Source organism: Rhodanobacter terrae (genome assembly GCF_042657005.1).
GTDB classification, from domain to species: Bacteria; Pseudomonadota; Gammaproteobacteria; order Xanthomonadales; family Rhodanobacteraceae; genus Rhodanobacter; species Rhodanobacter terrae.
Genome location: NZ_JBHSNG010000001.1, coordinates 359392 through 381886 on the forward strand (window position 1 = coordinate 359392; position 22495 = coordinate 381886).

At 62.0% G+C, this 22495-nt stretch carries 18 protein-coding genes and 1 pseudogene; 9 read left to right on the top strand and 10 right to left on the bottom strand.

Annotation, left to right across the window (positions count from 1 at the left end):
- Positions 1-151: 151 nt before the first annotated feature.
- From ACFPPB_RS01720 to ACFPPB_RS01750, 7 genes and pseudogenes are all read left to right on the top strand, one after another.
- Positions 152-1198, top strand: coding sequence for a phosphoenolpyruvate carboxykinase (ATP) (locus tag ACFPPB_RS01720; protein WP_377323760.1), 1047 nt, complete (start codon positions 152-154; stop codon positions 1196-1198).
- Entirely contained in the window at positions 1189-1428 is a 240-nt protein-coding gene (locus tag ACFPPB_RS01725; protein WP_377323762.1) for a hypothetical protein, read from the top strand. Before ACFPPB_RS01720 ends, ACFPPB_RS01725 begins: the two co-directional genes overlap by 10 nt.
- Positions 1425-2036 carry a peroxiredoxin gene (locus tag ACFPPB_RS01730; RefSeq protein ID WP_377323764.1) on the top strand — a complete coding sequence of 204 codons (612 nt, stop codon included), beginning with the start codon at positions 1425-1427 and terminating at the stop codon, positions 2034-2036. Before ACFPPB_RS01725 ends, ACFPPB_RS01730 begins: the two co-directional genes overlap by 4 nt.
- A gap of 242 nt (positions 2037-2278) precedes the next feature.
- Positions 2279-4003, top strand: coding sequence for an ATP-binding cassette domain-containing protein (locus ACFPPB_RS01735; RefSeq protein WP_377323766.1), 1725 nt, complete (start codon positions 2279-2281; stop codon positions 4001-4003).
- A gap of 284 nt (positions 4004-4287) precedes the next feature.
- Positions 4288-4506: pseudogene (locus ACFPPB_RS01740) on the top strand (helix-turn-helix domain-containing protein); the annotation flags it as partial.
- Between the two features lie 144 nt (positions 4507-4650).
- Positions 4651-5133: an efflux RND transporter permease subunit gene (locus ACFPPB_RS01745; protein ID WP_377323768.1), complete on the top strand. Its 483-nt coding sequence runs from the start codon at positions 4651-4653 to the stop codon at positions 5131-5133.
- Positions 5066-5254 carry an efflux RND transporter permease subunit gene (locus ACFPPB_RS01750; protein ID WP_377323770.1) on the top strand — a complete coding sequence of 63 codons (189 nt, stop codon included), beginning with the start codon at positions 5066-5068 and terminating at the stop codon, positions 5252-5254. The genes ACFPPB_RS01745 and ACFPPB_RS01750 overlap by 68 nt, the downstream gene beginning before the upstream one ends.
- Before the next feature lie 213 nt (positions 5255-5467).
- Here ACFPPB_RS01750 and ACFPPB_RS01755 read toward each other — a convergent pair whose 3' ends face one another.
- The 3 genes from ACFPPB_RS01755 to ACFPPB_RS01765 form a co-directional block, all read right to left on the bottom strand.
- Positions 5468-6478: an NAD-dependent epimerase gene (locus ACFPPB_RS01755; RefSeq protein WP_377323772.1), complete on the bottom strand. Its 1011-nt coding sequence runs from the start codon at positions 6476-6478 to the stop codon at positions 5468-5470.
- Positions 6479-6491: 13 nt separating this feature from the next.
- The gene (gene tviB, locus ACFPPB_RS01760) at positions 6492-7769 is read right to left on the bottom strand and encodes a Vi polysaccharide biosynthesis UDP-N-acetylglucosamine C-6 dehydrogenase TviB (protein WP_377323774.1); all 1278 of its coding nucleotides are present in this window, start codon (positions 7767-7769) and stop codon (positions 6492-6494) included.
- A 590-nt stretch (positions 7770-8359) separates the two neighbouring features.
- Positions 8360-8482, bottom strand: a complete 123-nt coding sequence (locus ACFPPB_RS01765; protein ID WP_377323776.1) for a hypothetical protein — start codon at positions 8480-8482, stop codon at positions 8360-8362.
- A 779-nt stretch (positions 8483-9261) separates the two neighbouring features.
- Here ACFPPB_RS01765 and ACFPPB_RS01770 point away from each other — a divergent pair.
- Positions 9262-10371: a polysaccharide biosynthesis/export family protein gene (locus tag ACFPPB_RS01770; RefSeq protein WP_465269339.1), complete on the top strand. Its 1110-nt coding sequence runs from the start codon at positions 9262-9264 to the stop codon at positions 10369-10371.
- Positions 10372-11099: 728 nt separating this feature from the next.
- Complete coding sequence (locus ACFPPB_RS01775) at positions 11100-12311, top strand: undecaprenyl/decaprenyl-phosphate alpha-N-acetylglucosaminyl 1-phosphate transferase (protein ID WP_377323778.1); 1212 nt, start codon at positions 11100-11102, stop codon at positions 12309-12311.
- Positions 12312-12356: 45 nt separating this feature from the next.
- On the opposite strand, the gene ACFPPB_RS01780 is transcribed toward ACFPPB_RS01775, so the two are convergent.
- The 7 genes from ACFPPB_RS01780 to ACFPPB_RS01810 form a co-directional block, all read right to left on the bottom strand.
- Positions 12357-13934, bottom strand: coding sequence for a glycosyl hydrolase family 28-related protein (locus tag ACFPPB_RS01780; protein ID WP_377323780.1), 1578 nt, complete (start codon positions 13932-13934; stop codon positions 12357-12359).
- A gap of 90 nt (positions 13935-14024) precedes the next feature.
- Positions 14025-15182 (bottom strand): glycosyltransferase family 4 protein, encoded by a 1158-nt coding sequence (locus ACFPPB_RS01785; protein WP_377323782.1) that lies wholly within the window; start codon positions 15180-15182, stop codon positions 14025-14027.
- Between the two features lie 79 nt (positions 15183-15261).
- Positions 15262-17229 carry an asparagine synthase (glutamine-hydrolyzing) gene (gene asnB / locus ACFPPB_RS01790; RefSeq protein WP_377323784.1) on the bottom strand — a complete coding sequence of 656 codons (1968 nt, stop codon included), beginning with the start codon at positions 17227-17229 and terminating at the stop codon, positions 15262-15264.
- A complete protein-coding gene (locus ACFPPB_RS01795) occupies positions 17229-18299 on the bottom strand; it encodes a glycosyltransferase family 4 protein (protein ID WP_377323786.1) in 1071 nt (356 codons plus the stop codon). The genes asnB and ACFPPB_RS01795 overlap by 1 nt, the downstream gene beginning before the upstream one ends.
- An 11-nt stretch (positions 18300-18310) precedes the next feature.
- Positions 18311-19624 carry a hypothetical protein gene (locus ACFPPB_RS01800; RefSeq protein WP_377323788.1) on the bottom strand — a complete coding sequence of 438 codons (1314 nt, stop codon included), beginning with the start codon at positions 19622-19624 and terminating at the stop codon, positions 18311-18313.
- On the bottom strand, positions 19621-20883 hold the full coding sequence (locus ACFPPB_RS01805) for a glycosyltransferase (protein ID WP_377323790.1): 1263 nt from the start codon (positions 20881-20883) through the stop codon (positions 19621-19623). The genes ACFPPB_RS01800 and ACFPPB_RS01805 overlap by 4 nt, the downstream gene beginning before the upstream one ends.
- 142 nt (positions 20884-21025) lie before the next feature.
- Positions 21026-22483: a lipopolysaccharide biosynthesis protein gene (locus tag ACFPPB_RS01810; RefSeq protein ID WP_377323792.1), complete on the bottom strand. Its 1458-nt coding sequence runs from the start codon at positions 22481-22483 to the stop codon at positions 21026-21028.
- Between the last annotated feature and the right edge of the window lie 12 nt (positions 22484-22495).

The window sequence follows — 22495 nt, forward strand, 5'->3', positions numbered from 1 at the left end:
TCGCTGTCGATGCCGAGCTGCAAATCCCCGGCGAACCGGGCCGGGATGGCCCACGGCGCCGATGCAACCTTTTTCTGCCGTAGCGGTACCTACTGGCCAACCTATTCGTATTGGCGCAGCGCGGCGTGTGGCAACCAGACGGCTGAAACTTTTGATCGACGACGATGGCCCTGGTTTCTGCGCCGGCGTTAAAGACGCCGGTGCAGACCCTTTTTGCGAGCGGCTTGCTGGCCGCCGCTTCTCGGTATGCAGGCAGATCCTGGGCGGATGCTTCCGCTTCGAAAGCACCAGCAAAGCGCTATTGGATCTGGTCGAGGTTGCTTACGCCGGCCTGCCGTCACACCAGCTGCCAACAGGCGCGCCAGATTTCCGCATCGAGCTACGTCTGCTGCCACGCCAGGTTTCACCGCACGCCGCCGAGCCGCCCCCGGTTCGGGTGCAATCCGGTGCAGGCCTTCTTTGCGGCGTGATGGACGCATCGAACTACGTGGTGCTGGCGCCGGGGCAGCACAGCGGCCTGGTAGTAGCTTCACAGGACATGCTCGGTCATCCCTACCATCTGCGCTACGAACTCATCGAATTTGCCGTATTCACCTTGGCGACGCGCGGGCTCGGCCTGGTGCCCTTGCATGGCGCCTGCGTCGGTAGGGACGGGCGGGGTATTCTGTTGCTGGGAGCCAGCGGCTCGGGCAAATCGACGCTTGCCTTGCACAGCTTGCTGCAAGGACTGGACTTTCTTGCCGAAGACGCGGTCTTCGTACAGCCGGAGAGCATGCTCGCCACCGGCGTCGCCAATTACCTGCATGTGCATGCCGATGCGCTGTGCTTCATTGACGAAGGTGCAATCTGGCGCTGGATCAGCCAGGCGCCCATCATCCGCCGCCGCAGCGGTGTCGAGAAGTTTGAAGCCGATTTGCGGCAGGGCCATGGCCGGCTCGCGGCGGCTCCGCTGGAGCTGGTCGGCGCGGTGTTCGTCTCCAGTCAATCAGCCGATGATGCCGATGTCCTGTTGAGCCCTGTCTCTTCTGACGAAATCGCCGCACGGTTGTCGGCCGATCAGTCGTATGCCGCTGGGCAGCCGGGCTGGCGTTGCTTCGAGCAGCGGCTGATGCAGGCTGGTGTTCACCAACTGCGGCGCGGGCGTCATCCACGGGATTCCGTCGATGCGCTGCGCCGGCTTCTCGACCGATGCCGCTGATCGTGCTATGTCATGGGGTTGTGCCGCATCGCGCAGGTAACGACGGGCTTGCCGGCGGCGAAGAACCTGAGAGTGTCGGAGCAAATGGCGTTGTCGAGGTGCTTAACATTTCTCAAGTGTCAGGATCCCCGGAAAATCCGGGGCAGCTCAACGTCAAACGGGTAGCGGACCGGCGCACGGATGTGTTCCACGCCGGGTCGATGCTCCTTCATGAGGGTCACAAAAAATGAAAAGACGTCTTGCAGGATCGATAGCACTGAGCGCGCTGGTGGCGCTGACTTCGGCGATACCGGCTTTTGCCGCACTGGGACCGGGTGTCGCGGCACCCGTATTCACCGCCGAGGCAAGCCTGGCAGGCAAGGATTTCACTTTCTCCCTTGCCGATGCGCTCAAGAAAGGGCCCGTGGTGGTGTACTTCTACCCCTCGGCCTATACGGGAGGTTGCGATCTCGAAGCGCATACTTTTGCGGTCAATCGGGACAAATTCGATGCGGCAGGTGCGACCATCATTGGCGTGTCTGCCGACAGTATCGAACGGCTCAATGCCTTTTCGTCGGACCCGAACTACTGCGCCGGCAAGTTTCCCGTGGCCTCCGATGCCGACGTCAAGATCGCGCTCTCCTATGATCTGAAAGCCGTCGCGGCGCAGCCGGGCATGAACGATGTGCGCGGTGTGGCGATCGACCATGCCTTTATCCCCCGCACGACCTTCGTCATCGCCAGCAACGGCAAGATCGTCGCTGCGCTTTCCTCGGAGTCGGATCATCTCCGGCCGGACGAGCATGTGAAAAGGTCGCTGGCCATCGTGCAACACCTGCAGGCGGGCAAGACACCGTAGCCGGGCAGGACGCTCCGGATTCGATCCCCGGAAGAGCGGTGGCCAAACGCCAGACCTAGGGTCCACGTCACCGCTGATTGTCGCCGCCGGTCCCTTGCGCCGGCGGCGCACAACCATTTCTCCTGCCGGCCGCACTTACCGATATGGGAAACCCGGCCAGGGAGCAGCACCGTTCTGAATTGCCATGAAGCGTTATCGAAGTCGCGGCCCATGCTGCCGCCCACCAGCGCGAACTCGTAAAGATGTCGGGCGAGCCAGCGCCAGCATCTGATCGTGCACACGACCTGCTGCGTTCGCTGGTGCGCACGCTGACGGGCGTCCAGCTGGTCGAAACGGCGGCGTATGTCGTGCTGTCGCTGGGTGCAGCGCTTGCTGGCAGCCTCGCGGCGGTGCTGCTGGTGCCGCTGGTTCAGCCCGGACACACGCTGCCGTTCGGCAGCGTGCTGTTCGACCCAGGCCGTAGCGTCGAAATGCAAGCGCTCATTTTCGCTGTCGCGATGGCCGCCTTTGCCTTGTTGCGTTGGCAGGCGGCGCGCCTGGGAGCACGCCTGGTAGGTCGTTACGGCATGAGCCTGCGCCGCCGGGTTCATGCGCGCCTGGTCGACGCTCCCCTGACGTCGCTGGCCGATTCGACGTCCGCGGAAATCGCCAACGTCCTCACCCACAACGTCGAGCTCATCGTTCAGGGTTTCAGTGCCTTGCAGCAATTGCTGATCGCCGGCGTCACCGCCGCCGTCAGTCTCGGTTTCGCGTTCTGGGTGTCGCCGCCACTGATGCTGGCGGCCCCTCTGCTCGCGGGCCTGGGACTGCTGGCCTCGCGTGCCTATGGTCGCGAGCAGTCGCTGGTCGGTCGTCAGTACGTCGTGGACATGACCCGACTGTTCTGGCACAGCGAGGATTTTCCGCGGCGCCTGCGCCACGTCCGCTCGTTCGGGAAAGAGGACGTGGAGAAAGCCAGTTACGCCGCCATTTCCGCCCGGCTGTGCCATGGCTACCGACGACAGCTGGAGCTGGTGGCCTCCGGACGGCTGATGCTCGAGCTGCTGGCCGCTGCGGGAATCGCGGCTGTCTTTGTGCTTGCCCATCGCTGGCACGGGATCGATCAGTCGTCGCTCATCGCGGTGTGCCTGTTGCTCGGACGCCTGCTGCCATATCTGGTGTCGACCCGGCAGAGCTTTCAGCAGCTGCGTTCGGCTGCCCCGGCATTCGAACTGTGGCAGCGATACATGGGTCTGGAATCGGCTCAGCCATCCGTGGCACCCACATGCACGGCGACCACTGGCGGTGCACTGCATATCGAGCGGATGCGGCTGATACCGCCGGCTGACGGTCTCGATGTCGACGGCCTCGTTCTGATGCCTGGCGAATTGACCCTGATTTCCGGTGACTCCGGCATCGGCAAGAGCAGCCTGGTCGATGTCCTGGCAGGCATGATGACACCAGAGACTTTTGCGGCGCGCGCAGGCGAACTATCTATCGATTTTGACGAGTACCGTGAGCTTGTGCGGCATGGCGCCTACGTCAGCCAGAATGTCCGGCCCTGGCAGCATTCAGTACGCGAGTGCCTGCTGTGGGCCGCGCCCGAAGCCACGAATGAGATGTTGCAGAGCGCGCTGATGGACGTCGGGCTCGACAAGCGGCTGGCCGGATCGCAATACGGACTCGACACGGCACTGCACAGCTCTTCGAGCCGGCTTTCTGGCGGTGAGTTGCAGCGGCTTCTACTCGCCCAGGTCGTCCTGCGGCAGCCCTTCCTTGCCTTGCTGGACGAGGCGACCAGCGCGCTCGACGCCGCCTCCGAAATTATGGTTCTCAACGCGCTGAAGCGCCGCCTTCCGCAGACGATCCTGATCGTGGTGTCGCACCGAACCGGCGTGGCGGCGATCGCAGACCAATGCCTGAACATCGGCAGCAACCTCGTCACGACGATTGCCGGGAAAGCTGATCTTCGGCGTACAGCACCTTAGGCAACGCTGAATAAGCCGTCGCAATCAACCAACCTTCACGTCCGATCAGTTTTGCCGCTGAACAGACGAGTAGATCAGGATTTTCTGCTCGCGGATGTCATCATTTTCGCGCCCGGGGGCGCGTTGTTGGTCTCCGCGGGCCCTCATGCGGCCAACCGGCTACGCGCCAGGACAGGTACAGGTTGGCCGGACCGAGGACCACGAAGCTGCGGTTGGCGTTCTTGTTCAATTTTTGAGCCACCTCCTACCACCCTGCGCTTACATGACGAGCGGGAGTAACCGGAGTGATCGACGTGGCCCTGTTGAGGGTGATCCGACGCCGGCACCTTCGCGACAAGGTCTCGATCCGAGAGATCGCCCGACGTACGAAGCTGTCACGCAGCACCATCGCCAAGTACCTGGCGAGCGGGGGGACCAGCCCGTGCTATCCCCGTCGCAACAACCCCGGCCAGCTGGATCCGTATGCGATCGAGCTTTCCAGTTGGCTTTGCACCAACCAGCAATAGTCCCGCAAGCAGCGCCGCACGCTGCGACAGATGAGCGTTCAGTCAGAGCGGAATACGCACCATCAGAGTACGCCTTACCTTACTAAACCACCCGGGAGTTCCCCTGGCGCTGCCGGGGTCAACGTCGGCGCGTTTACACGCATGGCGCAGCGCGCGCTGGCAGACGAGATGAAGTGGCCGACGGGCGTCTATCCCGTGTTCGGTGGCGATGCGGCCGCGCAGTCGGCGGCGACCCGACAATTGCTGGCGCACGGCGCGCTCGCCCTGGCCGGCGTGGTTCTGCTGCTGTATCTCGCCTTGCGCAGCATGCGCACGGTGGCACTGGTGCTGGTCAATCTGCCATTCGCGCTGGTCGGCGGCGTTGCGGTGGCGCTGCTGATGGGAGGCACCTTGTCCCTGGGCGGGCTGGTCGGTTTTGTCACCTTGTTCGGCATCAGCGTGCGCAACTCGATCATGCTGGTGTCGCACTACCGGTACCTGGTCGAGGTCGAGGGGGAAGCCGTGGAACATGCAGACCGTTCAGCGCGGCGCCACCGAACGCCTGGTGCCGATTCTGATGACCGCACTGGTAACCGCTCTGGGGTTGCTGCCGTTGGCGCTGACCGCCGGTGCGCCAGGCAATGAAATAGAGGGCTCCATGGCCGCGGTCATCCTGGGTGGGCTGCTCACTTCGACGGCGCTCAATCTGCTGGTATTGCCCGTGCTGGCCGGGCGCTGGCTGCGCTTCCCAGCCATTGGGGTTTGACCCGGCTGTCCGCGAAAAAGGGTAGGACCCTGTACGGGCCGGGCAAGGCACGGCCCTCTGGTCGAACGGCACTTCACGGAGGACTTGGAGGTATCGTTTGCAACGTCGATGACGTGGTCGTTGCGTCAATGAAACCGCCGCCACTTAGGATTTTCCGCCTGCCTGACCAGTCCGGACCGGTTCGTCGAGTGGCGCCGCCCGTCGCGTACTCCACTACACGCCGTAGTATTCCCGGTACCAGCTCACGAAGCTGGCAACGCCGGTGTCGACCGAAACCTTCGGCGCATAGCCGACCGCCCGGATCAGTTCCGACACGTCCGCCTCGGTATCGGGTACATCGCCGGCCTGCAGAGGCAGCATCTCCATCTGTGCCTTGCGCCCGAGGCACTGCTCCAGCACTGCGATATAGCGCAACAATTCCACCGGTTCCGCATTGCCTATGTTGTACAGCCGGTAAGGCGCAACGCCGCTGCTCGCCGGATCGGGGAGATTCCCGTTCCAACTGCTGTTCTTTTCCGGCAACGTATCCAGCGCGCGAATCACGCCTTCGGCGATGTCATCCACGTAGGTAAAGCTGCGCTTGTGTTTGCCGTGGTTGAACACCTTGATCGGCTGGCCGGCCAGAATCGCCTTGGTGAACAGGAACAGCGCCATGTCCGGGCGCCCCCATGGGCCATAGACCGTGAAGAAGCGCAGCCCGGTGCATGGGATGCCATAGAGATGCGCATAACTGTGCGCCATCTGCTCGTTGGCCTTCTTGGAGGCGGCGTACAGGGTAAGCGGGTGTTCGGTGGATTGATGCTCGGAAAACGGCAGGGCCGTATTGGCGCCATACACCGAGCTGGTGGAGGCAAAGACCAGATGCTCCACATCATGCTGGCGGCAACCCTCCAGAATATGCAGAAACCCGGTGACGTTGCTGGCCACGTAGATGTGCGGATTTTCGGCCGCATAGCGCACGCCGGCCTGCGCCGCCAGATTGATCACCCGCCTCGGCCTGTGCGTGGCGAACGCGCTTTCCACCGCTGCGCGATCGGCCAGGTCGGCATGGATATGCGTATAGCCCGGGTGCGTCATGAAGCGCGCCAGCCGCGCCTTCTTCAGGTTGACGTCGTAGTAATCGTTGAGGCTATCGAAGCCGATGACCTCGTCGCCGCGTTCGAGCAGTTGCAGCGCGACGTGGGAACCGATGAAACCGGCGGTACCGGTAACCAGCACTTTCATGGCATGAATCCTTTCAGAGGCGACCGTCGACCGCCTCGCGCGGAAGCAGACATTTCACGTCGTAGATGACCGAGGCAGCCTTGCCGAACGCGCGGATGCCATCGGCGCCCATGTCGACAAATTGCCGATGGCCGACCGCGACGATCACCGCATCGTAGCTGCCGGCTTGCGGCTGCGCGAGCGGGACGATGGCGTATTCGTGCTCCGCTTCGGCGGCGTCGACCCATGGATCGTGGATATCGACCTGGGCGCTGTAGCCGCGCAGTGCGAGCACGATGTCTACCACGCGGGTATTGCGCAGATCCGGGCAATTCTCCTTGAACGCCAGTCCCAGCACCAGCACGCGAGCTTGCACCGGGTTGATGCCTTTGCGCACCATCAGGCGCAGCACTTCGTTGGCGATGTAGAAGCCCATGCCGTCGTTGGTGCGACGGCCAGCCAGGATCACGTCCGAATGATGGCCCACCTCTTGCGCCTTGTGCGTGAGGTAGTACGGATCCACGCTGATGCAGTGGCCGCCCACCAGGCCCGGACGGAACGGCAGAAAGTTCCACTTGGTGCCGGCGGCCTGCAGCACTTCCAGCGTGTCGATGCCCAACTTGTTGAACAGGATGGCCAGATCATTGACCAGCGCGATGTTCAGGTCGCGCTGGGTGTTCTCGATGACCTTGGCGGCTTCGGCGACCTTCAACGAACTGGCCCGGTACGTGCCGGCGGTAATCACCGAGCCGTACAGGCGGTCGACAAAATCGGCCGTCTCCGGCGTGGAACCCGAAGTGACCTTCAGAATGCTGGTGACCCGATGCTGCTTGTCGCCCGGATTGATGCGCTCGGGACTGTAGCCGGCGAAGAAGTCGCGGTTGTAGATCAGGCCCGAGCCTTTTTCGAGGATCGGGATGCAGATTTCTTCTGTGCAACCGGGATACACGGTGGACTCGTACACCACCACGTCGCCGGGCTTGAGTACCCTGGCCAGGGTTTCACTGGCCTTGATCAGCGGTGTCAGATCGGGGCGCTTGGCGAGGTCGATCGGGGTGGGTACGGTGACGATGTAGGTATTGCGGTCCCGCAGGTCGTCCAGTTCCGCGCTGAAGCGCAGGCGCGTCGCCGCGGCCAGTTCCTCCGCGTCGATTTCAAGCGTGTTGTCGCGACCGGCGGCCAACTCGTCGATCCGGGCCTTGTTGATGTCGAAGCCGACGGTGTCGTAGTGCTTGCCGAACTCCGCCGCCAGCGGCAGGCCGACGTAGCCGAGACCTACAATGCCGAGTTTGGTGTCTTCCAGATTTCGCATAGGGCCATCCCGAGATTTTTGGATACGCATCTTGTGCGCAGGTTGTTCCGCCGGACGCCATCCTGGCCGGATCGCATCTGCATATCAATGTTGCGCAAGGCATCGATAGCCCGGACGACAGTGAGTGCGCGTGTTGTAGGTTGATGGGCCAACGCCGGTGAATCCCGTCGAGTATCCATCAGGAGACCGGTATTACGAAAGCTTCCGTCCGAAGGCAATTCCGGATTCATACATCGGAATGGCTGTTCCGAAAGTATTCCGCGCGTGCGGCATGCGCCGCACGTCGACGGGACGCGCGTTTTCTATTGTGACGACATGAGTGCCGACTATGCCAAGAAGGATCGTGCATAAACCGTGCACGTCCGCGCGCTGCATGATTATCTCCAGTTAAGGACGGGAGCAGCTGATACCAGCGGCGGGCGATAATCGGCTGCGGGCATGTTTTTACATGAGGCCGCCAATCAACAAGCAGGAGTCCGTGCGACGCCGCCGGAACGCCGGGCGCGCTCGATCATCGAAGCGATATCGTCAAAAGCGTTGCCTGCACATGCGGCTTCGCGCTACGCCCGCACAGGCGGGCGCTCCCGGCATCAATGCAGAACGCCCAAGTGGAACATCAACCAACCGGCCACCGCACCGAGCATCAGACAGACAGTGAGCCAGAATCCCCGGGAATTTTTTTCCCAGACCGGCTTCTTCTCGTCGTTTTCCATGTATTTTTGCATCCGTGACTGGTATCGGCTGTTGAGGGACCTCACTGAAGAAGCGAGTATCGTGCCAATCGGGAATGTCGGCAGGATTGGCGGCGGTGTATCGCGACTCCGGGGCCCGGGTTTGAGATAGATATCGCAGTTTGATTCGGGCGCCGGCCTGCGATGGTGCGGGCAGGACATGTTGATCCGTGGGCGCAGGTCGCGCGCCGTCGAACTCGCGGTGTCGTCGCGGGTCAGAATGCGTCAAAAAATGGTCATAGAACAGAGGGGCACCGGGAATCGGCGGACTCGACTTCGAACCGCGACGTTCGATCGAAACATCAGAGATTCCGCATCGATGCAGCTTGCATCGCCGCCGTCTCCGCCATGGTCACAGGTGCAAAGTTGGTACGAGGAACTGCGGACGCAGGGCGTCCCTTGGTCGCGCGGATTTCGTCGCCGGAAACACGCCGTCGCTCGTATATCACGACCTGCGGTCGGTGGTGTGATAAGGCGTACGGCCGCTATGCATTCCGTCGTTCGTGATGTTTCTTTCACGCGATGTGTGGCATCACTCGACACTCTTTTCGTGGTTGATTTTCGCATCGGTTAATAAGCGCTCAGGTTCATGGAGTCATTCTCGAAAGAGATTTGCGCTTGCCGATCCCGCGATTGCGTAGTCGAAAATCCGAATCCGCAAAATGTATGTGCTTACACTAGGAGTGCATCTACAGGGGTATGTGCTGTTTGACGGCGATTTGCCCGTGCGTGATGAATCGTATTTCCGAGGGTCTATAACCATGAAAAAAATTTCCGCCTTTCTCATTTTGAGTTTCGCGTTACTCGTCGTTAACGGCTGCGTATGGTCTCCGGGACAACGCATGTCTGGCGATGGGCTGGTTCGCGGCACACCGACCGACAGCAGTCAGATCCAGCTGGTGACGATTACTCCGCAGCTGTTGGCCGGAGACCACGCGGCGACCTTGAGCGCTGCGGTGCCGCAGGCACTGCTGTCCTATAAGCCGGAGCCCTATCGCGTCGGACCCGGTGACACGCTCTACATCACGGTCTGGGATCATCCGGAACTGACGGCACCTGCCGGATCGCAACAGCAGACGGCGGCTAACGGCCGTATGGTACGTTCGGACGGCACGCTGTTCTATCCGTACCTAGGTTCCGTGAAAGTCGCGGGGATGACGCTCGAACAGGTGCGCCAGGAAATCAGCGCGAAGATCGCCAAGTATGTGGAAAGACCGCAGGTGGACGTCGGCGTCGTCGGCTATAACAGCCAGCATGTGACGTTGCAGGGCGCTTTCATGAAAACCGACCCGCAGCCGATCACCACGGCTCCGCTGACCTTGGGGCAGGCGCTCGGCACGGCAACCGTCAACGCCGACCAGGCCAATATGTCCGATCTGATACTGAGCCGCGACGGCCAGGATTACCATCTCGACCTGGCGTCGTTGAACAACGGCCAGGGCATCGCGCAGGATATCTACCTGAAACCGGGAGATCGCCTGCTGCTTCCCTATAACGACACCCAGGAAGTGTATGTGATGGGAGAAGTTACGCGCCCGATGGCGGTCACCTTCAGGAGCGTCGCCGACCTGTCGCTGACACAGGTGCTGGGTCGTGCTGGTGGCCTCAACCCCATCACCTCCAGTGGCAAGGAGGTGTATGTCATTCGCGGCGCGAAGAATTTGGAGAATACCCCGGCCAAGGTTTTTCAGCTTGATGCCCGTTCACCGTCGGCGTTCGCGCTTGGAGACGAGTTCAGGGTTAAGCCGGGCGACGTGGTGTTTGTCGGCGCTGCCGGCATAACCCGCTGGAATCGCTTCGTGAGTCAGTTGCTTCCGGCGGCCACCCTGGTCACCAGCGCAGCCACTGCAAATTACAGTGCAACGCATTGACGCCGATCATCGTCTCCGGCTGCAGGGTATGAGGACCTCGAATTTTTCCGCCATCGCGTGATCGCTGCGATGGCGGGATTCGAGGCCGCTCGGATCGCGACGACTGGAGCGCAGCAACGGTTCGGCGTGGACGCCACGCGATCGATATCGTGCCTATCTCATCGTGTCCGGGGCCATCGCCCGCCCGGCAATCGATCATCACCTCGGCACATCTCATGGCATTTCCTGATGACCTGGCGCACTTCGCGCCAGGTGACTGCCCGCGCCTATCGGCATTTCTCGCGCCAGCGTTTGGACGTCTATTCCAACAGCATGACCGCATGAACTCCGTTCAGTGTTTCTTCGATTTCGCCGGATACCGTAAAACATGATTTATACATACTGTTGACGTAATCATCATCTAGACGGTTTCCGGCTGAATGCGCGCTTTGCCCTACACAAGAATCGACATCTAAAGCTGCTAGGTTCGAGAACCTGAAGTCAGCAGCAGGATCTCCATGCACGCAACAAGTGCCCGGTTGTTCGCTGGTTTCAGCCGGTTTCAAGTTTGTTCCAGGCGACATAGATCAGTGATCCGACGGAAGCGATCCGACGAATCATGGATCTGTAAACGCAGGCCATCGAGGCTTCCATTGCTCGATATCTGCACCACTCACAAATTAAGCCCATTGGATCGGGGGATCCTTTAGAGGTCGGGCGGAGGTAAGTGTGTTATGCAGGAACCGCGGATGATCTTCGACTGTTTGGTTGCCACGTGCACGTCGGCAGTAGCTGTTGTAGTGCTGCGCCGTTTCGCCGTATTGCTCGGCCTCGTGGACCGCCCCGATCAACGCAAGCTGCACGTTGGTAATGTGCCGTTGGTGGGTGGTCTGGCGATTTTCATGGGCTTGGCTACGGGGGCACTCTTCTATGGTCAAATCCATCGGTTCGAGGCGACGCTGCTTGAAACCGCAGCGGTGCTTGTCCTGCTCGGTGCACTGGACGACCGCTTCGATCTCAGTGTACGCGATCGCCTGCTGATCCAGACCATCGTTATTCTGACCGTCATTGCCAGAACAGGCGTTTACATCCATACGTTGGGGCGCATCTTTGGCTACGAAGTGACGTTCGGCTGGCTCGGCGTTCCTCTCACGGTGGTCGCCGTCATCGGTCTGGTGAATGCATTCAACATGATGGATGGCATCGACGGCCTGGCCGGTAGCCTGGCGCTGGTCAGCATCGCTGCCATGCTGCTGTTCGCCATTCCCACCCCGCTGCATGGAGCCATCGTCTTGCTGGCGTTGCTGGCCTCCGCCTCGCTGCCTTATCTGGCCGCGAACCTGGGCTTCATGGGCGGCAAGGTCTTTCTGGGCGATGCCGGAAGCATGTTGATCGGCTATCTGCTGGCATGGATGCTTATCCAGATGAGTCAGGTACCTCAGACGCACTTGTCGCCGGTCGATGTGCTGTGGTGCGTAGCGCTGCCGGTTTTCGATACCCTCGCCGTGATGTATCGGCGCATCCGCCAAGGCAGGTCGCCGTTCAAGCCGGATCGCGGGCATATCCACCATATCCTGCTCGGTGCTGGGCTTGGCCCTCGCGCGACGCTGGCCGCGCTCATCGCGCTGGCCGCCGCTTTCGCGCTAGCCGGTGCATTCATCAGCAGCATGGCTCACTCGGCCGGTTCGAACCTGACCACGTTCTGCCTGGTCATGGGCGTGTATGTGCTGACGGTCACGCAAATATGGTTGCGTCAGGAAGCGCGTCAACTTCGACGGGCGCCCGATTCGCAATCAGCCATTGACGTGAGCGTCATTTCATCGGGTGCACGCGGGCATTCCGGCTCGCCCGACTTTGTCGGACCGAGCGGGCAGAGTGCACAGCGCCAGGACTACAGGGTGATGTCGGCTGGCGACGATGCCGAGGTGATCCGCTCGATGCGACGTTCCGCACGGCGTTGACAGCTGCACCGGAGTCCGCACTCGCCGCGTAGGGGATCGCGAATATCAGGACTGCGTCCGCCCGCCCCCCAGGAACCGGATCGTTGCACCATTCGCGATGCTCGTTATGCCGCTTTCGAGATCGTTGGCGTATTCGAAGGAGTGCTCCAGCAGCAGATGCCCCCTGCTGATACGCAGCTGGTTGCTCGTGCTCAGGAACGACATGGCAGCGGCGACCAGACGGCCCTTGCCGGTGCGCATCTGATTGCTCGCACTCAGGAACGACATGGAACCGGCGCCCGCCGCGGTGCGCGTGTCTCGCCTCCCAACGTTGCCGGAGATGATCACCGAATCGATGTCCTTTGTATTGTCGGAGGTTTCGTCTTCGGCGAAGTTGATGCAGGTTCCGCGAATGTCGATGAACACGTTGCCCGCGCAAACCAGCCCATTTGCGCCCAGCACGCCGATCGCGCCGATCTGCGGGCGTATGCCGATGAACGTGTTGCCCGTAATCACCGTGTTGATAGCGTTCTTGCTGGTTCGAACCGTGATGAATCCGAGCCGTATGGCATCGCCGCCCGGCCCGGACCCCGGCGGCGAGCGCTGGAAAGTGCAGCCGCTGATGCGTGTGCCGCTCAAGCCTTTGACCCCCACGTCTACGCGCACCGAGTTCAGGAAATTGCAGTTGAGCACGGACAGGTTGTCCGGCGTGTCCGCAGCAGTCTTGGCTTTCGTGGAGGAGTCGATGCCCCAGTAGCAGTTCGTGAACTGGCAATCCGACACGACCCAGTCATGGATGTTGTCTCCCGACTGATGCCCATTGAAGAACGTGATGCCTGCGGTGTTCACCGAGTCGATATCGATGAATTTGCAATGGGCGATCGTCACGTTGCGGTACACGCTCCAGTTGTGATCGGGCTCGAAATCGATGCCGCCCACGGAGTGGGACAGCTTCGCGTTGCCGATGTTCTGGAAGGTGCAGTTCTCGACTGTCAGCTGGTCGCAATCGATGATGGACAGGCCGTTGCGGTTGTCCTTTACCGCGCCATCGAACAGGCAGTCGCGCACGACGATGCGCTGGTTGTGGCGTTCGGTGTTGTGGAGCGTGCCGGAGCCGACATACATGCCGTCTCCACGAAATCCGTAGAAAGCCACGCGCTCTACGGTCAGGTCCGAGGTGGCATTGACGGCGAGCAGGTAGAAGTACTGCTGGTAGCCGAACTCCGCCACCCCCCCGTCGAGCTTCAGATCGTGCAGATGGATGTCGCGCATGTTGTCGGCAACGTTCATGGTGCCGCCGTCGCGCACGTGGGTGGCAAGCATGAATTCGCAGGCCAGCGAATTGTCGTACGCCCTCAGCTCGCTGGCGTGTCCCTCGCCATAGAGCTCGATGCCCGACTTCAGGTTCAGCCGCTTCACAGGATAAACCCCGGCGGGCACAAAGACCTTGCTGCCGGCCCTGGCGATGGCTTCCTGTATGCCGTTCGTGCAGTCGTACCTGCTGGTGCCGGCACGCAGGGCGGCGTGCTCGGCCTGCGGCAGAAAGTCCAGCACGTTCATCGTTTTCAGCGATGGTGGCATGGTCATTTCTCCAGAGGTATGGGCGACTTCGCAGGCGAATGCGGCGATGCCGTCAGCGGCCATCGGTCGAGTGTACCCTCATGTCGTTCTGTTCTCTGAACAGCGCATGACTTCTGCCGTCTCGGGTGCCAGTCGCCAATGAGAAATGGACGTCTATATGGCGGGCTCGGCCGATGCCGTGGCCGGCGAGCACAACTCGGCGTAGACGTCCAGGGTACGCCGGATGATGATGCGTTCATCGAACTGAGCTCGCGCCTTCATGCGCGCCGCGTCACCCAATGCACGCGCGAATTCCGGATTGTCCTGCAGTCGCCGTATCGCCTCTGCCAGCGCCTCGCTGTCCCCCATCGGAACCAGCAAGCCGTCGATGCCGTCGGATACCACCTCGCGGCAGCCGGGCACATCCGTGGTGATCAGCGGGAGTCCGCAGGCCGCGGCCTCGACCAGCGTCCGCGGCAATCCCTCCCGATAGCTCGGCAGCACCATGACGTCGACCGATCCAAGCAGGCCGACCATGTCGTCGACATGGCCGAGCCACGTGACCAGGCCTTCATCCACCCAGTCGCGTATCGTCGATTCGGGAACCGCCGCGGGGTTGCCTGGATCCGGAGTGCCCGCGAGCAGGGCGTGGATGGCGCGATCCTGGGCGCGCAGTTGCCGAATGGCAGCGACATACTCGGCGACGCCTTTGTCCCAGAGCAGGCGGCTTGCCAGCAGCACACGCAGGCGCCCATCGCTGGATGCCGTTCGGGATACTTCGGCGAATTGCCCGCAATCCACTCCCGAGCCGCGGATCAGGCGGATATGTGCCGGCTCGACCAGGCCGGCCCGCTGGAACAGCTCGACGTCGTCCGCATTCTGCAGGATGAGCCGCGCGCCTCTGCCGCCGAGCGCCAGCCGCAACAGGCCGCGCACCACCGGTCGCAACAACCGCGCTTTCATCTGCGAGCTGGTAAACACGTAACCCATGCCCGCTACCGCATTCACCCGGGCAGGAACACCGGCCAGTCGTGCCGCCAGCGAGCCGTACACGGCGCACTTGATGGTGAAGCCATGCACCAGCATCGGCCGCTCGCGCCGCAGCAGCCGGACCAGATGCCATAACAGCGCCATCTCCCGCAGCGGATTGAGGCTGCGCCGTTCCATCGGCAACGGCTCCCAGCGCAGACCCATGGCCCGCAGCTTGTCGCCATAAGGCCCGGGTGGGGAAATCAGCAGGACGTCGTATCCGGCCCGGCACAGGGCCAGCGCCAGCGCGCGGCGGAAGTTGTAGAGGTACCAATCCGTATTGGCGAACAGCACGGCTTTCATGGACGCAACTCATGCGAGGCCGAGTGTGCACGATGCCGCCCGCAAACAGCAGGGCAGGTCGTGCATGTATGCGGGCTCGTCACGAAGACACCCGCTGGCTTTCCTCCAGCCATGCCTGGAACATCAAGACCGTCCACAACCGATGCTGCCAGTTGTGCCTGCCGCTCAAGTGCTCCTTCCACTTCTGCCGGATCGGCGCCGGGTGGAAATAACCTTCCCGGTGCAGGCGGTCCTCGTCGAGCAAAGCTTCCGCCCAGTCGCGCAAGGGTCCGCGCAACCAGCTGTCCAGCGGGATGCCGAAGCCCATCTTGGGTCGCTCGATCAGCTCCCTGGGTACATGTCGATACAGCACCTGGCGCAAGAGCCATTTTCCCTCGCCGCCGCGGATCTTCTGATGCAATGGTATGCGCCACGCCAGCTCCACCACGCGATGGTCGAGCATCGGCACGCGGGTCTCCAGGCTGTTGGCCATCGCGGCGCGGTCGACCTTCACAAGAATGTCGTCGGGTAGGTAGCTCTGCGCATCCATCGCCATCATCCAGTGTGCCAGGTTGTCGGTGTGCGGCCAGGCCGCCGGATCGGTCAACAAAGTCACGGGCTCGTGCGCACCGATCACGACGCTGCCTGGGTCTTTCCACTGGCTGGCAAGGTTGAGGAAAAAAGCGTGGCCGCTCGACAGCGTGAGCACGTCGGCCAGCTTCTGCGCCTTGTCGCCCGGCGTCGCCAGACGCCATCGCTTCGGCAACAGCGGCTTGACGCGTTCGAACCACCGGTTCCACGCGGCCGGCGACATGGCGCGCAATGCGCCGGCGCCGGCTTGCCGCGCAAACCACGGCAGCCGCTGCATCCGCTCCCAGGCCGTACGGGCACCCAGATAGCGGTTGTAGCCGCCGAACAGCTCGTCGCCACCATCACCGCTCAGCGCTACCGTCACTTGGCGGCGGGTCAGCTGGCTGATCAGGAAGGTCGGGATCTGCGAGCTGTCGCCGAACGGCTCGCAGAAGATCGTGGGCAACCGCGGAATGACCGCCAGGGCATCCTCGGGTCGCACATACAGTTCGGTGTGCTCGGTGCCGAGGTGCGCGGCCACGGACTTGGCGTGCACGGCCTCGTCGTAGCCGTTCTCACCGAATCCCATGGTGAAGGTCTTGATGGGCCGAGCGCTGCGTGCCTGCATCAACGCCACGATGGTGCTGCTGTCGATGCCGCCGCTGAGAAACGCTCCCAGCGGCACGTCGGCCAGCATCTGTGCTTCCACGCTGGCGCTCAGTTGCGCCTCAAGCGCATCGGTGGCCTCGGCATCCGTAACGTGGAGCGGGTTGCGCAGGCCCGCGCTGACCGCGTCGTTATAGCGCCAGTAAGGCACGGGTTGCACATCCCGTGGCGCGTCGGCGGAAATGCGCAGCAGGTGCCCCGGGCGCAGCTTGAATACGCCGTGATAAATGGCATGCGGTGCGGGAATGCAGTCGTGACGCAGCAGCAACGCCAGCGCATCGCGATCGATATCCGCGTGGAAGGCCGCATGCGCCTTCAGGGCCTTGAGCTCCGAGCCGAATAGCAAGGTATCGTCCTGCCAGCCGTAGTACAGCGGCTTTTCGCCCATGCGGTCGCGTGCCAGCGTGAGCGCGCGCTGTTGGCGATCCCACAATGCGAACGCAAACATGCCGACACTGGCTTGCAGAGCTCGCTCGACGCCCCAGGCGACGAAGCATGCGAGCAGCGTTTCGGTGTCCGAATGGCCGCGCCAGGCCGGTGCCGCACCTTCCGCGAGCAGGCGTTCGCGCAGATCGAGATGGTTGTAGATCTCGCCGTTGAACACGACGACATAACGCCCGCAGGCGGAGTGCATGGGCTGATGGCCGGCGGGCGAAAGATCGAGGATAGAAAGGCGTCGCTGCGCCAGGGCAATACCGGCCGCCTCATCGCACCACACGCCGCTATCGTCGGGGCCGCGATGGGTCAGCTGCACCGACATCGCCTGCACCTGTTGCAGCAGCGCGCCATGTGCGCCACCGTGCAGCTGCCAGAAGCCGGCTAGGCCACACATCAGCGTTGCCCCGCGCTGTGCAGCACATTCGCCAGCCGCGGTGCCTGCACGGCCAGGCTGTATTCGTTCTCGACGCGTGCGCGACCCGCCCGACCCATCCGCGTGCGCAAAGGCCGGCTCAGGATCAGCTGCTCAAGACCATTCCGCCATGCGGCCGTTCCCTCCGCCAGAAAGCCGTTCTCTCCGTGGCGCACGATGTCGATGTTCGCGCCAACCGTCGAAGCGACCACGGGCAATCCGCACGCCATGTACTGGATGATCTTGTAACCACACTTGCCGCGTTCCCATGGGCCATCGCGCAGCGGCATGATGCCAACGTCCATCCGGGCGATCATGGCGGCTTCGCTGTCCTCGGACCATGCCGCCACCTCCGGTACAACGCTTCCGAACTGGTCCGCGATCTCCGTCCGCGGTCCTACCAGCAGCAGGTGCGCGTTGTGTCCGGCGCAGACCTGCTCCAGCACTTCGCGGTTGTCCAGCACGTAGTCTTCGGTGGCGGGCGAACCGATCCAGCCGATGACCGGCTGCCTGTCGTCCGCGTGGTCCACCACCGCATAGCGTTGTTCATCAACCACCGTCGGAATGATCTCGATCCGCGCCGCTCCTGCCTGCGAAGCGCGCGCAGCCAGGTAGCGATTGCCGGCGATCACGAAGGTGGCCCCGCGCATGACATGATCAATTTTGCGGCCCAGCATTCGCCGCACCAACGGATTCGGCGACAGGTCGTATTTGTGGAACAGCGCGTCGTCGTAATCGACGACGTACGGCTTGGCAGATCGTGCCAGCACGGACTCGATCCAGTGCGGCAGGTAAGGAAAAAGCTCGCCCTCGATCCAGGCGAGGTCGTGTTCGTCACGGCGCAAGAGCTGCATGAACCGCTGGCTGCAGTATTGCCATGCGAGATAGCGGGCGGCGCCGGGGCGGTTTCCATACAGTTCTTCGAGATAGGCATCCGGGAACAGCGCATGCACTTGTACATCGATTCCAAGATCCTGCAGCAGGGGAAGATACTGCAGGCTGCGCAGCCGCGAGCTAGGGCCTAGTCTCGAATATCTGGAAAACAGCAGCACCTTGAGACGCCTCATTCCCGCACCTTCCTCGAGCTCGCCGGCTTTTCGATGAACAGCGCTACCAGGGGGATGACGTACATCCACTGGAAGGCAAAGGCCTCGATGTAGGGGTTCGTATTGGTGGCGAGGAAGGCACAGACAAAGCCGCAGAACATGAACTTGTGCCGAGGCGGCAGGCGCCGGCTGCGTGCCATCCGGAGCACGGCGGCGATATAGATCAGGAACGGCAAGGCATAGACCAGCGCGCCGAACAACCCGACCCGGTAGAGCGTGGCCAGCCACACCACTTCATAGCGCCATGGATGGACAGGGTCACTGATGAACCCGACGCCAACGCCGTGACCGGCGCCCAGTCCATCGTTGTCGAGAATGCCGGCAAACAGCGAATGGCTCATTTGTGAGCGCGCACTGCCGCCGCCCGAAGCGAGCTTGGTCGAGACGGTGTCGAATACCCTCGAAAGGCTGATTTGCGTGTAGGCCTGCAGAATAATGAGTGCGGCCGCCACGGCTACCAGCATCGGCAGGCCGTAACGGATGACGCGGGTGATCGGCGATCTTCGCGTGCTGCCCGTCGTGCGCGACACCAGCATCAGGCCGAGAAGCCAGCCTACCGGTACGGAGAGTATCAGTGCCGAACGGCCCGAAGTCAGCGCGCAGACCAGCAACGCCGCCAGCAGCACAAACCGCAACAGCCGGTTCCTGATGAGTTCGGGCGAACTGAAGAAACCTCCGCACAAGAAGATCAGCGAACCGTAGACATGCATGGTGGCGCCGGCGAATCCCTCATTGAGATTGACGTTGGCGCCCTGGAAGAAAAACGATACCGCCGCCGCGCCGCGCGTGAGGTACAGATAAAAGAACAAGGCGACGCTGACGGCACACAGCAGGCTGAGCAGGACGAACCAGTTGATCAGCCGATCGGCTCCCAGCCGTCTCATCAGGCCAGCGGCAATGATGATCCACACCAGTGGTGAAAGGATGTAGATCGCAAATACCTGGGCGATGGCGACCCGCGGCGCATCGTGCATGGTGCCTACGACCATGTAGACGATCGTCACGGCCACCTCGCAGGCATACAGCGCCAGCAGATTCCCGAAACCGGAACCGACACGCAGTCCAGGCAGCGCCAGCAGGCAGGCCAGCCCCATGGCGGCTGCGGTAGGAATGGGTAACGAATTGGGTATGACGACGGCAAACAGCAGCAGCAGGAAAGCGGCACCCAGGAACATGTGCCGCACGGTAAGCCGATACCTCGTCGTGCCCGACAGTGGCGGCAAGGCCGTCCGCATCGAGGGCGCCAACGACGGATCGTCACCGGGATTCATGGCTGCACCATCTTTGAAATCCAGTGATCGAGCCTGTCGGCCTGTACGACTTTGCTATAGGCAGCTATGTCACGGTGTGCGTCGGCGAAGGAGGGCGACAGTGCCGCCCGCAGCGCGCCACCTCCGGGCGATCCCTCGCCGGTCAATAGGGTTTGCCCGGCTCCTGTCTCGGCGAGGATGGCTGTCGCTTCGTTGCGCACCCCGGAAATGCAGACGATATCCGCCCCGGTAGCGAGGTATTCAAACAGCTTTCCGGTGGCGCAACTGATCCGCGAGCCGGTCAGCAGCAACAATTTGTCGCAACACTTCATCAGGTGCAGCGCCAGCGCACGCTCGACCTGTCCGAGCACGCTGAAGGAGAACCTGGCGCGCTCTAGCGACGCCAGTTCGGATGCTGTCAGCTCGCCGACAAACATCACGTGCTTGTTCGCAGCCGTTTCGGTGGAGTCGTTCAGTGTGTCGACCAGGTAATCGAGGCTCTTCGATGCCGATCCGTCACTGGCTCCAATACGCCCGAAATGTCCTATCAGCAGCGCGCCGGCCGGAACGTGCCGGGCGAGGATGGCGGCAGCGCGAGAGTCGCCGGCGAAATCAGCGCCGAGCGAAGCGAAGTCGGCCGGATCGTAACCGTTGGGCAGCATCGCCGTGACCTTGTTCGGGTAACGCCGTCGAAAATCATCGACGAGGGGATGACTAACGGATGTGATCAGATCGGCGGTTTCCACCACGCGCTGCTCGATAAGTTGGCGCATCCACGCTCGCAGCCGGCCGGGTTTGCCCAGTGGTTCGAAAACCAGCCCGTCCCGGAAATCCTGCAAGCACCCAATGCGGTGCCTGCTGGCCAGGCAGGCTGCAGCGATCAAGGCATCGACCGGCGAATAGGTGCCGATGACCACGCATGACTCGCCCGCGGCCAGTTTTTCGGAACACAACCGGTCGGCCTCGGCCAGCGCCTGGACGAGCCATGGGTGCGTGCCCGCACGGCCATTGGCCAGCAGGAATGGCAGCGGACGCATGAAGGCCGCCGCCAGGGTCAGCAGCGATGCCGCCGCGGATGACTCGCTGCCCACGCAATGCCCGGGCAGCGGATAGAGTTGGATGTCCGCATTCGAAGGCGCCGTATCCGCTGTCATCTCCGCTGCGGGTTCCCGCGCGAAGACGAACACCCGGTATTTCGCCGGATCCAGATATTTCAGCAAGCCCTTGAATCGCTGCGCTGCAATGTTGCTGGAGAGATGATGTGCCGCAAAGACGAACAAATTGGTCTTTTTCATCGACGGACCCTTCCTCTGTCTGCGGCGTCGTCATCCGCCGCGACGTCGAAGCCGTCCAACATGGCAAACGGGTGCCTGCCGCGGATCCGGCGGCCTCCGCTACGGCTGCGCGAGAGGGTCGTATTGCTCATGGCATGGCACCTGGCCTTCCCTCGGGCTCCGGATAGGTCTGCTCTGTCCTGATCGCCGCGTGCAGCGATCGATACATGCCGGTCCATTCGGCGCGGAAGCACCAGATGACGACTGGCAACATCGCCAGCCAGAAAAGACTGAAATGGATCGGAGCACGCGGACCGAATACCAGCGTCGCGATGGAAAGTCCCACGCAGGCGGTGACGAAAACATAAAGTCGGGCACGGGGAAAGGGACGCCAGACGTATGCCGATGCTTCAGTCCGGGCGACGAAAAAGGCCAGGAACGCAATCGCGTTGGCACCTACGGCACCTGCCGCGCCGTAGGTGGGCACCAGCCATACGCTGATGGCGACATTGACAATCAGCGCTGCGACGGTCGACCACAGCGACAACATGGACCGGCGGGTTATCCCGATGCCTACGCAAGTCACTTCAGAGAGGGTGTAGAGCAACGGCTCGCCGATACAACACAGCATCAGGTACTTCACCTGGATGTAATGCGGAGGCAGCACAAAGTCGGTCAACCAAGAAAAGATTCCAGTCAGAACCCAGATGGCACAGACCACAGCCAGGGCTTGCTGGGCGATATGGTCAACTCGCCGCATATCCACGCCACGTGCCACCCATTTGTAGACGAGTGGCGCCCACAGCACGGTGAAGATCGTCTGAAAGACTATGCCCACACCGGCGAAGCTCATCGAGACTGAGTAGATCGCCAGCTCCGAAAGGCTGGACAGCGAACGCAAGGCCAGCGTGCTGGTGGCATCCAGTCCCCAGTAGGCCACGCCGGCGAAGATCAGGGGTACCCCGTAGTTGAGCAACCCGCGGACTTGCTCACGTGAAGTGGGTGCGTGCAGCGCAGGTTGCCATTCACGCCAGGTGTTCCAGCTGTAAATGAACAATACCGACATCAGGGAAGCGAGGTATGCCGCTTCCAGTTGACCAAATGATCTGGAAAAGATGGGCGCCGCCAGCACGCCCACGACCAGCAAGAGAACTACCTTTGGCAGAATCTGGCTCATGGAGAACGCAACGCCACGATCCTGCATGCGCAAAATAAGCGAAAGAAACCGCGAGATGAAACTCACAATCACACAGGCAACCAGAATCCAGTAATAGACAACATGTTCCAGGCCGAATAACCACGTGGCGATGCGCTCGTCGAATGGCAGGATGACAAGGAACGCCAGCAGCATCAACGCAAAACCGGGCACAAAGCAGGCTTTCAGCAGCGCTCCACGGTCCGACCACTCGTGGTATTCCCGCACGTAGGCGCGATCGAGGCCGAGGTTGAACAACAGTACGCCGAAAGACACCGCGATCTGCACAATGTTCAGGCGGCCGACATCGGCAGGAGGAAAGATCCAGGTAATTACAGGCACCGTCACCAGGCCAAGTCCGGCGGTGGTAATAGGGCCAAATGCGAATGCCAAAACGGTTTTTATATTCACCAGTCAACCTTT

Excerpts from the sequence above, each read along its gene's own strand:
- ACFPPB_RS01730 (WP_377323764.1), top strand. The coding sequence starts at position 1,425 with ATGAAAAGACGTCTTGCAGGATCGATAGCACTGAGCGCGCTGGTGGCG.
- ACFPPB_RS01735 (WP_377323766.1), top strand. The coding sequence starts at position 2,279 with ATGTCGGGCGAGCCAGCGCCAGCATCTGATCGTGCACACGACCTGCTG.
- ACFPPB_RS01750 (WP_377323770.1), top strand. The coding sequence starts at position 5,066 with ATGACCGCACTGGTAACCGCTCTGGGGTTGCTGCCGTTGGCGCTGACC.
- tviB (WP_377323774.1), bottom strand. The coding sequence starts at position 7,769 with ATGCGAAATCTGGAAGACACCAAACTCGGCATTGTAGGTCTCGGCTAC.
- ACFPPB_RS01775 (WP_377323778.1), top strand. The coding sequence starts at position 11,100 with ATGATCTTCGACTGTTTGGTTGCCACGTGCACGTCGGCAGTAGCTGTT.
- ACFPPB_RS01725 (WP_377323762.1), top strand. The coding sequence starts at position 1,189 with ATGCCGCTGATCGTGCTATGTCATGGGGTTGTGCCGCATCGCGCAGGT.
- ACFPPB_RS01755 (WP_377323772.1), bottom strand. The coding sequence starts at position 6,478 with ATGAAAGTGCTGGTTACCGGTACCGCCGGTTTCATCGGTTCCCACGTC.
- asnB (WP_377323784.1), bottom strand. The coding sequence starts at position 17,229 with ATGTGTGGCCTAGCCGGCTTCTGGCAGCTGCACGGTGGCGCACATGGC.
- ACFPPB_RS01765 (WP_377323776.1), bottom strand. The coding sequence starts at position 8,482 with ATGGAAAACGACGAGAAGAAGCCGGTCTGGGAAAAAAATTCCCGGGGA.
- ACFPPB_RS01770 (WP_465269339.1), top strand. The coding sequence starts at position 9,262 with ATGAAAAAAATTTCCGCCTTTCTCATTTTGAGTTTCGCGTTACTCGTC.
- ACFPPB_RS01800 (WP_377323788.1), bottom strand. The coding sequence starts at position 19,624 with ATGAATCCCGGTGACGATCCGTCGTTGGCGCCCTCGATGCGGACGGCC.
- ACFPPB_RS01745 (WP_377323768.1), top strand. The coding sequence starts at position 4,651 with ATGGCGCAGCGCGCGCTGGCAGACGAGATGAAGTGGCCGACGGGCGTC.
- ACFPPB_RS01780 (WP_377323780.1), bottom strand. The coding sequence starts at position 13,934 with ATGGCCGCTGACGGCATCGCCGCATTCGCCTGCGAAGTCGCCCATACC.
- ACFPPB_RS01785 (WP_377323782.1), bottom strand. The coding sequence starts at position 15,182 with ATGAAAGCCGTGCTGTTCGCCAATACGGATTGGTACCTCTACAACTTC.